General features: G+C 71.7%; 12 protein-coding genes. 8 read left to right on the top strand and 4 right to left on the bottom strand.

The features are described 5' to 3' along the window. Position 1: 1 nt before the first annotated feature. Genes EHO50_RS44125 through EHO50_RS25940 form a run of 7 tightly spaced genes read left to right on the top strand, consistent with a single transcriptional unit; the run spans position 2 to position 6,600 of the window. The gene (locus EHO50_RS44125; RefSeq protein ID WP_164904942.1) at positions 2-733 is read left to right on the top strand and encodes a class I SAM-dependent methyltransferase; all 732 of its coding nucleotides are present in this window, start codon (positions 2-4) and stop codon (positions 731-733) included. After that, the gene (locus EHO50_RS25965; protein WP_128433627.1) at positions 730-2,001 is read left to right on the top strand and encodes a lyase family protein; all 1,272 of its coding nucleotides are present in this window, start codon (positions 730-732) and stop codon (positions 1,999-2,001) included. The genes EHO50_RS44125 and EHO50_RS25965 overlap by 4 nt, the downstream gene beginning before the upstream one ends. Continuing rightward, on the top strand, positions 1,998-2,420 hold the full coding sequence (locus tag EHO50_RS25960) for a GNAT family N-acetyltransferase (protein WP_128433626.1): 423 nt from the start codon (positions 1,998-2,000) through the stop codon (positions 2,418-2,420). Before EHO50_RS25965 ends, EHO50_RS25960 begins: the two co-directional genes overlap by 4 nt. Beyond that, the gene (locus tag EHO50_RS25955) at positions 2,413-3,117 is read left to right on the top strand and encodes a gamma-glutamyl-gamma-aminobutyrate hydrolase family protein (protein ID WP_128433625.1); all 705 of its coding nucleotides are present in this window, start codon (positions 2,413-2,415) and stop codon (positions 3,115-3,117) included. Before EHO50_RS25960 ends, EHO50_RS25955 begins: the two co-directional genes overlap by 8 nt. After that, positions 3,114-4,283, top strand: coding sequence for a methyltransferase (locus tag EHO50_RS25950; RefSeq protein ID WP_128433624.1), 1,170 nt, complete (start codon positions 3,114-3,116; stop codon positions 4,281-4,283). Before EHO50_RS25955 ends, EHO50_RS25950 begins: the two co-directional genes overlap by 4 nt. After that, on the top strand, positions 4,280-5,320 hold the full coding sequence (locus EHO50_RS25945) for a GNAT family N-acetyltransferase (protein WP_128433623.1): 1,041 nt from the start codon (positions 4,280-4,282) through the stop codon (positions 5,318-5,320). The genes EHO50_RS25950 and EHO50_RS25945 overlap by 4 nt, the downstream gene beginning before the upstream one ends. After that, positions 5,317-6,600 carry an MFS transporter gene (locus EHO50_RS25940; protein WP_128433622.1) on the top strand — a complete coding sequence of 428 codons (1,284 nt, stop codon included), beginning with the start codon at positions 5,317-5,319 and terminating at the stop codon, positions 6,598-6,600. Before EHO50_RS25945 ends, EHO50_RS25940 begins: the two co-directional genes overlap by 4 nt. 14 nt (positions 6,601-6,614) lie before the next feature. Here the strand turns inward: EHO50_RS25940 and EHO50_RS25935 are convergent, their stop codons facing one another. Continuing rightward, positions 6,615-8,390, bottom strand: coding sequence for a serine/threonine protein kinase (locus tag EHO50_RS25935; RefSeq protein ID WP_128433621.1), 1,776 nt, complete (start codon positions 8,388-8,390; stop codon positions 6,615-6,617). 326 nt (positions 8,391-8,716) lie between these two features. Here EHO50_RS25935 and EHO50_RS25930 point away from each other — a divergent pair, with 326 nt between their 5' ends. Continuing rightward, positions 8,717-10,138 carry a Tat pathway signal sequence domain protein gene (locus EHO50_RS25930; RefSeq protein ID WP_128433620.1) on the top strand — a complete coding sequence of 474 codons (1,422 nt, stop codon included), beginning with the start codon at positions 8,717-8,719 and terminating at the stop codon, positions 10,136-10,138. A 69-nt stretch (positions 10,139-10,207) separates the two neighbouring features. Here EHO50_RS25930 and EHO50_RS25925 read toward each other — a convergent pair whose 3' ends face one another. The 3 genes from EHO50_RS25925 to EHO50_RS25915 are packed head-to-tail and all read right to left on the bottom strand — an operon-like array spanning position 10,208 to position 13,277. Further along, a complete protein-coding gene (locus EHO50_RS25925; protein ID WP_128433619.1) occupies positions 10,208-11,035 on the bottom strand; it encodes a carbohydrate ABC transporter permease in 828 nt (275 codons plus the stop codon). Then, on the bottom strand, positions 11,032-12,042 hold the full coding sequence (locus EHO50_RS25920; protein WP_128433618.1) for a carbohydrate ABC transporter permease: 1,011 nt from the start codon (positions 12,040-12,042) through the stop codon (positions 11,032-11,034). The genes EHO50_RS25925 and EHO50_RS25920 overlap by 4 nt, the downstream gene beginning before the upstream one ends. Beyond that, on the bottom strand, positions 12,042-13,277 hold the full coding sequence (locus tag EHO50_RS25915) for an ABC transporter substrate-binding protein (RefSeq protein WP_128433617.1): 1,236 nt from the start codon (positions 13,275-13,277) through the stop codon (positions 12,042-12,044). Before EHO50_RS25915 ends, EHO50_RS25920 begins: the two co-directional genes overlap by 1 nt. Between the last annotated feature and the right edge of the window lie 29 nt (positions 13,278-13,306).

Genomic DNA, 13,306 nt, shown 5'->3' with positions numbered 1-13,306 from the left:
AGTGAGTGTCAACTACGACCCGATCGCCCGCGAGTACTCCACCCACCGCCGGGCCTACCCCGGCCTGGTCGAACACCTGGCCGCCCTCGTGCCGGAGCACGGGACGGCGGCCGAGATCGGCTGCGGCACCGCCAACCACCTCCGTGGCATCACCGAGCGGGTCGACTGCACGGCTGTCGGCCTCGACCCCTACGCCGGGATGCTGGAGATCGCCAGGGCCGCGGGGAGCACTGCGACCTTCGTCCAGGGCGTGGCGGACGACCTGTCACCACTCGGAATCGCGCCGGGCAGCGCGGACCTGATCTTCAGCGTCGACATGGTGCACTACCTCGACGACCCTTCCGGATACGCGGCCCAGGCATGGAACTACCTGAAGCCCGGCGGATACTTCTGCACGGCCACCGACTCTGAGTGGATCATCCGCAACAGGCAGCCGATGACCACCTACTTCCCCGGCACCGTCGCCCTGGAACTGGGTCGGCACCACGCGCTCGAGCGGTTGCAGCAGGCATTCGGGGCAGTCGGCTTCGTCGCCGCCGAGCAGCGCGTCTTCGGCGAGGAGGGGATGCTCGCGGACGCCTCCCGGTTCCGGGACAAGGCCAACTCGGTGATGCACCTCCTGCCGGAGCAGGAGTGGCGGGACGGACTGGCCCGGCTCGAGGCCGACCTGGCGCACGGCCCCGTCCCCTCCAACAACCGGACCTGCCTGCTCACGGTGAGGAAGCCGTCGTGATCGCACGCTACGCCACCCCCGCCATGGCGGAACTGCTGAGCGACGGCCACCGCTACCGGGTCTGGCGCGAGGTCGAGGAAGCCGTCTGCCGCGCCTACGTCAACCTCGGTCTGATGGACCCCCAGGTCCTGGTGGACGTGCTGGCCTCGGAGTCGCCCGACCCCGCCGAGATCAGGCGGGAGGAGCTCAGCCGCGACCACGAGGTGCTCGGCTTCCTGGCCGCATGGACCCCGCTGATCCCCGACCGAAGCGCCGCGCAGGTGCACCGCGGGCTGACCAGCTACGACCTGGTGGACACCGCCAACGGCGTGATCCTCAAGGAGGCGGGCGGGCTACTGCTGCGCGGGTGCGAGGAACTGCTCGCCGCCTTCCGCGAGCAGATCACCCGGCACTGGGCCACCCCGTGCCTCGGGCGCACCCACGGCATGGCGGCCCAGCCGACGACCTTCGGGCACCGGCTGGCCACGGTGGCCCTGGAACTGCGGCGAGCGGTGGACGTGCTGGCGCGAGCACTGGAGGGGGTGGCCGTCGGCACCGTCTCCGGGGCGGTCGGCACCTATGTGGAACTCCCGCTGGAGCTCGAAGCCGCCGTCCTCGACGAACTGGGCCTCGGCTGCGAGCCGTTGGCCACCCAGGTGGTGGGCCGGGACCGGCACGCCCAGCTGCTCAACGCGCTGGCACTGGTCAGCGCCGTGGTGGAGCACCTCGCCGTCGATCTGCGGCTGCTCTCGCAGACCGGGGTGGAGGAGGTCGAGGAGCCCCGGCCACCGCTGTACCAGGGGTCGAGCATCATGCCCCACAAGCACAATCCGACCGGCAGCGAGCGGCTGTGCGGGCTCGCCAGGATCGTCCGCGGCCACGCCGGAGCGGCATTGGAGACCGTGGCGCTCTGGAACGAGCGGGATCTGTCCAACTCCTGCGTCGAACGGGTGGCCATGGCTGACGCCCTGAGCGTGGTGGAGTACCAGGTCACCTTCGCCGCCGGACTCCTGCGCGGACTGCAGGTCCGGCCGGAGGTCATGCGCGACAACCTGCGCAGGGCCGCGGTGCGGCTCGGCAGCCCCCGGGCGATGTTGCGGCTGGTGGACGCCGGGGCGAGCCGGGAGGAGGCGTACCGGCGGGTCCAGTCCGCCATCGACGCGGCAGACCCGGTCGCACTGGCCGCAGTCGGCCTGGCCGAGGACGAGGGCCTCACCGAGAGCGCGCTGCAGCAGATGCTGCCGCACCGCAGGGCGCTGTACGAACGAGTCATGAAGGAACTGGGATGACCATCACTTACGAAAGCGTGCCGCCCGCCGACGCCGATGTCGCCGAACTGGCCCAGGTGTACCGGGAGTCCGGGCTCGCCGAGCGCCGACCGCTCGAGGACGGCGCTCGGTTCACGGCGATGGTGCGCGGGGCCGACCTGATCGTCGTCGCCCGGGAGGAGGGCCGCGCCGTCGGGGTCGCCCGCTGCCTGACCGACGACTGCTACGTCACCTACGTCAGCGACATAGCCGTCTCCCGCAGCCACCAGCGCAGTGGTGTCGGCAAGGCGATCCTGGACGAGATCGAGCGCCTGGTGCCGGGCGTGAAGCTGGTGCTGCTCGCGGCCCCCGACGCGGCCGGCTACTACCCGAAGATCGGCTTCGACCAGCACCCCTCGGCCTGGGTGCGCCGGCCGGCCGAGGAGTGGAAGCGTGACTAGACCGCCCCTGGTCGGTGTCACCACCTATCAGGAGGACGCGTCCTGGCGCGGCTGGCACCGGCGCGCCTCGCTCGTTCCCCGGGACATCATCGAACCACTGGAGCAGGCGGGCGCCGCGGTCTGCCTGCTCCCGCCCGCAGCGGGCGAGCAGCACACGCTGCGGGCGGCCGCCGGCATCGACGCGCTGCTGCTGGTGGGCGGCCCGGACATCGCCCCGGGGATGTACCGGGGCGGCAGTGACGGCTCGACCCGGGACCGGGCGGAGCGCACGCTGCTGCTGGACGCTCTGGACCGCGGGCTTCCCGTTCTCGGCATCTGCCGCGGCATGCAGCTGATCAACGTCTGCCTGGGTGGCACCCTGGAGCCGGACATCCAGCCCGCCGCCCGTGCGGCGCAGCACCAGCCCGCGCAGCCGCGTTTCGTGGACCGCAGGCTCCGCATCGACCCGGACCACCGCTTCGCCGGACTGTTCGGCGAGGATCCCGCCCTGCCCTGCTTCCACCACCAAGCGGTCGACGAACTCGGCAAGGGTCTGCGGATCCTCGGCCGTGCGCAGGACGGCACCGCCGAGGTGGTGGTCTCCGACGAGCACGCCTTCGTGCTCGGGATCCAGGGGCACCCGGAGGCGCCCGGCTCCGGACGGGCGCACCCGGTCTTCGCCGCCCTGGTGCACCAGGCCACCGGTAGGGCGGCATGACCAGGTCCCTGCTGGAACGCACCATCGACATGGCCCGGGCCGGTCGGACCCCGGCAACGGGCGAACCGGTACCCACCGGCCGCCGACACCCCGACGGCTACCTGCAGTACCTGGCCGGCGACGGCTACGCCTACGCCTCCGAGCCGGGCGGCGAAATCTACCTCGGGGCGGACTCGCTGCAGTTCGCCGCATTCGTCCAGCAACTACGGCTGCGCGGACGCGCGCTCGACCTCGGGTCCGGCTCGGGGCTGCTGGCCGCCCGGTTGGCCCGGAGCTGCACGCACGTGACCGCGATCGACAACAGCGCCGCCGCAGTCGGGGCGAGCCGGGCCACCCTCGCCGCGGAGTGCGCACCGGACCGCTTCGAGGTGGTGCACACGGACCTGTTCGCGTACCTGCGCGAGACGTGTCCGGTGGACGCGGTCGTCACCAACCTGCCCTTCGTCCCGGTGCCCGACGGCCTCTCCTACAGCGGCTACGGGGCGGGCGGGCCCACCGGTCTCGGCCTGGTCGAACGGGTCCTCGCCGAACTTCCCGCAGTGCTCCGTGCGGAGGCGGTGTTCTGCCTGAAGGTCCACTGCGCGGTCGGTCCCCAGGGGCCGCTGGTCGCCGAGCCGATCCGACGCTTCCTGGAGCGGACCGGACACGCCGGCTGCCTGATGATCGACGGCGATGTGCCGATGGCGTTCCGGGCCGCTCAGTCCGCCCGGAACGCGGTTCCCTTCAACCCCGGGCACGATGACCTCCTCGGTGTGTTCGACCGCCACTACTCACACCTCGGCGAAGAGTTCGTCAGCACGATCGTGGTGACCCAGTCGGCGTCGGGCTCGCTCCGGCCGGGCGAGCTGATCACCGTGGACCGGCGTCCCGCGCCCGCAGCGACAGCACCGGCCGAGGCCGTACCGCTGCCGCTGGTGCTCCGCCGCTACGGCGCACTGACGGCACAGATGCCGGAGGGCTACGAGGAACTCGGCACCGCGGCCATGGTGGACGAGGTGGCCGCGCACGCCGAGCGGATCCTCGAACTCGCCGCCGCCGGCGCAGGGCTGGAGCAGTGCGTGCGCGAGGGGCTTCCCGGCGTGGCCGGACTGGACCCGGTGGCGGTCCGCGGCTACCTGGTCCCGGTGGACAGGCTGCGCCGGGCCGCCCAGCGGGAGGCCGTATGAGCATCACCGTCAGCACCGGCGTGCCGCACCACTGGGAACAGCGCTATCCAGGGGCCACGGTGTTCGCCGGCCGCCGTTGGATCGACCTCGGCTCCGTCTGGTACCCGGGCGAGCTGCTCACCCTCGAGGCGGTGGACGCCCAACTGGCCATTACCGGCGCGGTGGTGGAGACCCCGCTGAGCGCCGCCCGCCGCTGCCCGTGGTCCATCGCCTCGGGTGCCATGAGCGGACAGGGCTTCGCGGCCGACGGTCCGCATCCGTGGGCGGGACTGCAGGCGCAGGAGGTATCGCCGGTCCTCTTCCTGATGTTCCCCTACTACCTCGGGGACATCGTCGGTGGCGATGCCCGCCGCCCCGAGGCCCTGGACGTCTTCCTCGCAGACTGCGAGGGGTGGGCCCGCGCACAGGGCTGCCGCAGCGTCGCCTTCATGTACGGCACCGACATACCCGAGCAAGCGGCCGCGCTGGCCCGGGCCGGGTACGCCCGGGTGCCGGTCACCCAGCGCGGGGAGCTGCGGGTCACCTGGTCCGACTGGGAGGGCTATCTGGCCGGCTTCGCGAGCCGACGCCGTCAGCGGCTCCGAAAGGACCGGGAGGCCATCGCGGCCGCCGGCGTGCTGCTCGCGGAGGAGCCGCTCCCCGACGACACCGCGCAACTGGTCGAGCTCCGCTGCAACTTGCTGCGCAAGTACGGCGCGCTGCACTCGGTGGCGGACGAGCAAGCCATGGTGGACCGGGTCGCCGCGCTGCGCCCCAGGGACTCGCTGACCATGATGACCGCCCGCCACGGCGGCAGGCTCGTCTCCTACACGGTCTTCGTCCGGGACGGCGTGCAGTGGACGCCGATCCTGGCCGGCAGCGACTACTCCGACGAGAGCAGCAACTGCTACTTCGGGACCACGTTCTACCTGCCCGTCTCGCTGGCCGCCGGGCGCGGGGTGGAGGTCATCGATTACGGGGCCGGTGCCATCGCCACCAAGCGGTTGCGTGGCTGCGCGGTCACCGATCTGGTTGCGCACGTGCGGGGGCTCGGATGAGCGCGGGCGACGCCCAAGCCGCAGCCGTCGCCCCTGGGCCGGCCGAGGTCGATGCGCGCCGGCAGACGCGGCTGCTGCTCGGCGCGACCGCCGTGGACACCTTCGGCTCCGGTCTGAACTACGCGATCCTGAGCCTTTTCCTGGTGAGCGCCGTGGGGCTGAGCGGCACCGCCGCCGGAATCGTCATCGGCGTCGCCGCGGGGACAGCCCTGCCCGGCGGCTACCTCACCGGACGGGTCGTCGATGCGATCGGCCCACGGCGCCCGCTGATCGGCAGCTACTGCCTGCAGGGCGTCGCGGCGGCGCTGCTGCCGCTCGCCTCCGGCCCGGTCGGAGCCTGTCTGGCGCTGTCGGCCCTGATGTTCTTCACCGAGGGCTCCCGCGCCACCCGCTACGCCCTGATCGCCCGGATCGGCCCGGAGGGCGGGGTACGGCTGCGTGGCCGTTCGACCGTGGTGTCGAATGTGGCCGTGGCCGTGGGCGTGGGGGTCGGTGGCCTCCTGGTCGGGATCGGCGACCCGTGGCTGCTGCGCTGCGGCCTGTGGGTGAACGCGGCCACCTTCCTGGTCGCCGCCCTGATCCAGCAGCGCCTGGCTGAGCTCCCCGCCGCGCCCGGCGCGGGCGGCACGGCTCCGTCGGCGACGCGACCGACCGCGGGATCGCCGTTCCGGGACACGGAGTACCTGCGCGTGGTTCTCGTGAACGCGGTGCTCATGATCCAGGCGCAGATCCTCACCATCGGCTATCCGCTCTGGGTGGCGAGCTCCGGCCGGGTGCCGCTGTGGACCACCTCGGTGCTCTTCGTCCTCAACACCCTCCTGGTCGTCACCTTCCAGATGCGAGTGGTGGGGCGGATCGGATCGCACGGCGACGCCGCCGCCGGCTGGCGCCGGGCAGGCCTTCTCTTCCTGCTCGGTTGCACGGTGATGGGCGTGGTGGTCCGGTTTCCCGCGCTGCCGTGGGCGGTGGCGCCGGCCCTGGTTCTCGCCGCTGTGACGGTGCACACCTTCGGCGAGATATGGCACGGCAGCGGCCAGTTCTCCCTGGCGCTGGGGCTGGCCGAGCCGACGCAGCAGGGCCGCTACCAGGGCCTGTTCAATCTGGGTGAGGGCCTCGCGGGCTTCCTGGCACCGCTGTTCGTCGGCTACCTGTGCACCGGTGCCGGAGCTTGGGGCTGGATCGGCCTGGGCGTGGCGCTGGCGTCGGCGGGTCTGGCAGCCGGTCCGGCGGTGCGGTCGGCCGAGCGGACCCGGCCGTCCCCCGACGCAGAAGCCGGCTGACAGCAGGCGACCTGTCAGCTGGTCAGCTTCCACTGCTGTTCCGGGGCGGTCCACTCGGTGATGCAGGTCGACTGGATGGCCTGCGCGCCGTTGGCCGTGCTGCCGCCGCCTTCGATCGACAGGCACCTGGCGCTCTTGGCGTTCTTGAGCTGTCCGCCCGTGGCGCGGGCCCACCGCTGTTCGGGAGCGTCCCATTCGGTGACGCAGGTGGACTGGACGGCCTGGGCGCCGTTGGCTGTGCTGCCGTGGTTGGCGATGGACAGGCACTTACCGGTCTTGACGTTCTTGAGCATGTTGGACGAGGGGCCCGCCCAGTACCACCGCTGCTCGTCACCGCCGTTGCAGGCCCACTGGACGGCGTGGGTGCCGTTCGCTGCGCTGCCGCCGTTGTCGAGGGACAGACACTTCCCGCTCTTCGTGTTGATGAGCCGGTACGTGGTCCCGCTCCCCGTCGACCCGGAGGCCGATGCGCTCGGCGCTGCCTCCGTACCGTCGGGGGAGCCGGGGGAGCCGGGGGAAGCAGAGGGATCGGCCGCAGGTGCCTGGCTCTGCGCGGGGTCTGTTCCTGCCTCGCCTTGGCCTCCCGCCTCTTTCCCTTCCTTCCCTTCCTTCCCGTCCTTCCCTTCCTTTCCGTCCATGTCGCCGGGCTTGCTCGCACGCGCGCTGCCGGGCTGCTGCGACGCGGTGCCGTCGGCCCCTTGGGACGAAGCGCGTTCGTTCGCGGAGGCGGCGGCCGCGTCCTTGCCGCCGTTGTCGTCGGAGCCGGCGCCGATGGTCAGGTAGGTGACGCCGCCACCGATGAGGAGCATCGCGACCGCGGCCGCGGCGATCGTGAGTGAGCGGTGGCCGCGGCGCGATCGAGGAGCGGTGGAGGACCGTTGGTCGGCGTTCACCGTCTCGGGTTGTGCCGGGAACGGCACGGCATCTCGGTTCACGGCGGGCGGCGGGCCGAGGCGCATTGTGCCTGATGGTTCGGGCCGCACGGGGGCGGGGGCCTCGGGGGACGCGGGCGGCAGGGGCTGGTCCGTGGCGATCGCGGTGAGGAGCCGTGCCGCCTGGGCCGCGTCCGGGCGGGACATGGGGTCCTTGGCCAGCAGGGTGTGCAGGACGGGGGTGAGCGGGCCGGCCCGGCGTGGCTCGGGCAGCGGTTCGGTGACGATCGCGGTGATGGTCGACCAGGTGGAGGTGCGGCGGAAGGGGGTACCGCCCTCGACGGCGGCGTAGAGGGTGGCGCCCAGTGACCAGACGTCCGAAGGGGGGCCCGGCTGCTCACCGCGGGCCCGTTCGGGCGCGAGGTAGTCGAGGGAGCCGACGAGTTCACCGCTGCGCGTGAGTTGGGTGTCGGCGTCGTCGCCGGGATCGTCGAGGGCGGCGATGCCGAAGTCGGTCAGCACCACCCGCCCTCCGTTTTCGAGCAGGATGTTGGCGGGCTTCACATCGCGGTGGAGTACGCCGGCCCGGTGGGCGGCGGCCAGGGCATCGAGGACCTTGGCGCCGATCTCGGCCGCGTGCCGGGGGTCGAGGGTGCCTTGGCGGCGCATCACGTCGTCCAGCGAAGCACCCTCGATCAGCTCCATGACGATGACGGGGTGGCCCTCGTGATCGGTGACGTCGTGCACGGCCACCACTCCGGGGTGATGTATCCGGGCCGCCGCACGGGCCTCGCGCTGCATGCGCAGCCGTAGCCCGGTCAGTCTGTCTCCGTCGTGCTCGTCGGTGAAGTCACGGAGCTCCTTCACCGCGACCTGACGGCCGAGGGTTTCGTCGACGGCCCGCCATACGGTGCCCATGCCACCGCGTCCCAGCCGCTCCACTGTGCGGTACCGGCCGGCGATCAGCCTGCCGTCACCGTTCGCACGACTCTCCCCCGTCACTGCCACTGCCCGCCTCGAGGTTGGATTCCCTTGCGCGAATGGCAGCCTAACGGGCTGTCCGGGGCTGGTCGGTTGACGGGTCCCCGCGCTTCCGTGTGGTGCGCGATCAGGTCGTACATCTTGCGGGTCAGGGCGATGTAATTGATCAACTGCTGTACATCTCAGGGATGTTGACCCACAAGACGCGTAGCAGCAGAATGAGCGCGCATTCGTGAGAGCGCTCTCAAGGCTGAGGGAGACACATGACCGGCAAGCAAGGCCCGGCGCTGACCCGTCGCACGCTCATCGGTTCCGGTCTCGGTCTCGGCCTCGGTGTCGCGGGCTTCACGGCGGCCGGTTCCGGTGCCGCTCGGGCCGCCGCAGGCGACGCCTCCGCCGCCTCCGGCACCCCCGCCGTCTCCGCCGCCCCCGCCCAGCGCCGCGCCCACGCCTTCCTCGCCGCCGCCATGGACGCCTACCCCGACCACGGCAGCACCCGGCTCGCCCAGAGCTACGCCGACCAGGCCGGGCTGTTCAGCACAGCCTTCACCTACGACAACGCCCTCGCGATCCTCGCGCTCCTCGCCACCCGCAGCACCGACGGACGCGCCCGGGCCGGCGTGCTCGGGGACGGACTGCTGTATGCGCAGGAGCATGACCCGGTTCACGGCGACGGTCGGCTTCGGCAGGCCTACAACGTCGGGCCGTACACCTTCTACGACGGCTCGCGGCAGCCGGACGGGTTCGTGCGGGCGGACGGGACCGTCAACGTCGGGACGCAGTTCGGGTTCACGGGGACGGCCGTGGGTGACATGGCCTGGGCCGGGATCGCGCTCAGTGCCCTCGCGCGGCGGACCGGGGAGCGGCGGTTCCTCGACGGCGCCGTGCGGATCGGGGAGTGGATCGAGCGGAACGGGCGTACCGAGGAACCGCTCGGGGGGTACAAGTTCGGCGTCAACGGGGCCAACGAGAAGCTTCCCTTCACCTCCACCGAGCACAACACCGATCTCGTCTGTCTCTTCGGACGGCTCGCCCGGCTCACGGGAGACGTGGTGTGGCTGGAGCGGCGCGCTCGTGCCCGGGACTTCGTCGAGAAGATGTGGGACGTGGACGGTGGCTTCTTCTACACCGGGACCAACGACGGGGTGACGATCAACACGTCGCCCATCCCCGAGGACACCCAGACCTGGACCCACCTCGCCCTCGACTCCCGTGTCCACGCCCGGTCGTTGGACTGGGCCGCGCGTGAACTGGCCGTTGTCGACCATGCCGAGCGGCGCAACAGCACGGTGCCGGCGGGGCAGTCGTACGAAGGTGTCACCTTCAGTTCGGCCAGTCTCCTCGCGAACGAGGACGCCCCGATCGCCGACTCCCAGCCCAAGCCGGACCGCAACGGTGTGTGGTTCGAGGGGACCGCTCATCTCGCGCTCGCCCTGCGGGAGCGGCACGGGCGGGGTGACGAGGCGCGGGCAAGGCGGCTGATCGACTCCATCGAGCGGGCTCAGGCTCTGCTCGGGGGCGGCCAGACCGTCGGTGGGCGGGCGCTGCCCGAGCGGGCGGGGGTCGTGTCGGCCAGCAGTCCGCTCGACACCGGGTTCGGGTTCGGCTACTACCCCTATCGGCATACGGGGGCGACCGCCTGGTACCTGATGGCGGCGACGCGCTCCAATCCGCTCGGGGTCTGAAAGGTCGGGGGGTGTGCGGGCGACTTGACCCCACACCCCCCCGCGGTCAGCTCCGCGCACCCGCTGCGGTCAACCCCGCACACTCCCCGCGGTCAGCCCGCCGACGATGAAGCGCTGGAACAGGGCGAACACGCAGACCACCGGCACGCTGATGAGGGTGGCCGTCGCCATCAGGGCGCCCCACGCCGTGCCGTGCCGGCCGACGAAGGCGTTCAGCAGGACGGTGACGGGCTGGACGTCCGGGCCCTCGGCCAGCGTGAGGCCGAACAGGAACTCGCCCCAGCCGATCAGGAAGCACAGCGCGGCCGTGGCGACCAGGCTCGGCGCCATGATGGGCAGGACGACCCGCAGCAGTACGCCGGGCAGCCCGCAACCGTCGACCAGCGCCGCCTCCTCCAGCTCCGGCGGAACGGCCCGGAGCACCGGGCGCAGCACGATCACCGCGAAGGGGAGGGTGAGGGTCGTGTCGGCGGCGATCAGACCGAGGTAGGTGTCGTCGAGACCGGCCCGGCGTTCGAGGATGAACAGCGGCGCCGCCAGCACGATGGCGGGCGGCAGCTGGGCGACCAGCAGGGCCAGCACCATCGCGCCCGAGCCACGCATCCGGACGCGGGCGAGCGCGTAGGCGAGCGGAACACCGAGCAGCAGCGTGAGAGCCACGACTCCGCTGGAGATCACCACGCTGTTGAGCAGGGCTCGGGGCAGGCCTTCGTAGTCCAGCGCCGTCCGGTAGTTCTCGCCGGTGAGCGGGGTGGGCAGCCACTGCGGGGTCGGGGTGAGAATGCGGTCCGGGCGGGTGAGGCTGGTCTTGGCCATCCAGTACACCGGCAGCAGGAAGGCCGCGGTGAGCAGCGTGGCGACCGCGGTGAGCAGCCAGGGATGGCGGGGAGGTTTCACGTGGCTCCTCCCCTCGCGTCCTCGTGGCGCAGTCGTCGTACGTAGAACACACCCGTGAGCAGCGGTACGACGAGCAGCAGCAGGCCGGCCGCGGCGCCCTCGCCGAACCGGAAGAAGCGGAAGAAGACCTCGTAGACGTAGAGGGAGAGCACGCGGGTGGCGTCGACGGGGCCGCCGCCCGTCATCACGAAGACGAGGTCGAAGACCTTGAAGGTGTAGATGAGGCCGAGCAGGAGGACCGTCACGGAGACCGGGCGCATCAGGGGCAGGGTGATGCGGCGAAAGCGCTGCCAGGGGCTCGCGCCGTCGATCGCGGCGGCCTCGTGCAGTTCGGGGTCGATGGTGTGCAGTCCGACCAGGAGCAGCAGCATGTTGAAGGGCACGCCGACCCAGATGTTGGCGAGGACGACCCCGGCCAGGGAGGTGGACGGGTCGGTGAGCCAGTCGCGGGAGAGGGTGTCCAGGCCGACCGCCCGCAACAGGGCGTTGTAGGCGCCGGACTCCGCGTCCAGCAGCCAGCGGAAGAGGGTGCCGCTGACCACGGGAGGCAGCAGCCAGGCCACCAGGAGCAGGGACCGCAGGAGACCGTTCAGCGGGAACGGGCGGGCGAAGAGCAGGGCCAGGGCGAAGCCGAGCGCGAACTGGCAGGCCAGGGAGCCCAGGGTGAAGACCAGCGACAGGCGTACGGAGTGCCAGAACGCCGGGTCGTCCAGCACGGTGCGGTAGTTGGCGAGGCCGTTGAAGCGTTCGGCCCCGCCGAGCAGGCCGCTCAGCCGTACGTCGTGGACGGAGGTCCAGACGTTGTAGAAGAGCGGGTAGGCCAGGAAGAGGGCGAGGAAGGCCAGCCCCGGGAGGCAGAAGAGGTAGGCGGCGCGGCGGCGGCGTGCGGAGGGGGAGGCGGAAGGGGAGGTGGAAGGGGAGGGGTGGGTCGGCGGGCGGTGGCCCCTCCTCCGGCGCCCCTCCAGCTTCCGGTGGACTTCCTGCGCGAGGCCCTGACGTCCGCGCATCACCCGCCCAGCGCCTTGTCGATCTTGCCGGCCGCCGTCTTCGCAGCCGCCGACGGGGACGCCGAGCCGGTCAGTACGGCCTGTTCCGCCTCGGCGATGGCCTGCGAGGCGTCGGCGTAGTGCGCGCCGTACTGGCGTGGACGGGCCAGGGGCAGCTGGCTCAGGAAGAGCCGCAGGGCCGGGTCGGAGGCCCAAGTGCCCCGGTCGGCGAGGTCCTTGCGGGCGGGCAGGTTGCCGAAGGAGACGAGGTACGGCGTCAGGACCGACGGACGCTGGGTGTACTCCAGCACCTCCCACGCCTTGTCCAGATGGTCGCTGCTCGCCATCACCACCCAGTTCTCCCCGCCCAGACAGGTGGCCGCCTCCTTGTCGCGGGGCAGGGCGACGACGGCCCAGTCGAAGTCGGCCTCCTTCAGCGTGGGGATCTGCCAGGGGCCGTTGATCTGCATGGCGGCGCGCTGGTTGAGGAAGCGGGTGTTGACGTCCTGCTGGGTCCAGCCCACGCACTGCTCGGACAGGGAGCCCTTGGCGATCAGGTCGTCCAGGAACGACAGGGCGGTGGCGCCGTCCGTGGCGAAGGTGTCCAGGTCACCGCCCGCCTGCCACAGGAACGGCAGGAACTGGAAGACGCCCTCCTCCGTCCTGATCGCGCTCAGCGCCAGCCCGTACCGGTCCCCGCTGGTCAGCCGCTCGGCCGCGGAGGCCAGCTCGTCCCAGGTGGTGGGCGGTCGGGCGCCGGCGTCCTGGAGCATCCGGGTGTTGTAGTACAGGGCCAGGCAGTTGCTCTGGTTGGGGATGCCCAGGGCCCTGCCGTCGACCTGGCAGCCGTCCCAGGGGCCCTTGTAGTACTGGTCGGCCTGGCCCCACTGCTCGACCCGGTCGGTGAGGTCGGCGAGCAGGTCGCTGCCGCCGAGCGTGTTCATGGAGACGTTGTCGACGATCGCGATGTCGGGCAGGTCGCCGGAGATCGCGCCCAGGGTGATCTGCCGTTCGAGCTCCGCGAACGGGAACGTCCGCCGCTCGATCCGCACATCGGGCACCCCGGCCTCGATGTCCTTGATCAGACGGGTCATGCCGGGCTGGAAGTTGTCCAGCGTGAAGTAGTCCCACCAGGTGAGGGTGGTGGTGCTCGGCTCGTCGGAGCCGCAGGAGGCCAGGGCCCCACCGAGGCCGAGGGCAGCGGCTCCCGCACCGGCGGTACGCAGGAAGCCGCGGCGGTCGAGCGGGTACGGCATGCTCCCCTCCCGGGGGTTGTGATCAGGGG

This window comes from Streptomyces cyaneus (genome assembly GCF_004028635.1).
In the GTDB taxonomy this organism is placed as follows: Bacteria; Actinomycetota; Actinomycetes; order Streptomycetales; family Streptomycetaceae; genus Streptomyces; species Streptomyces cyaneus.
This window is presented reverse-complemented; position numbering and strand designations above follow the sequence as displayed.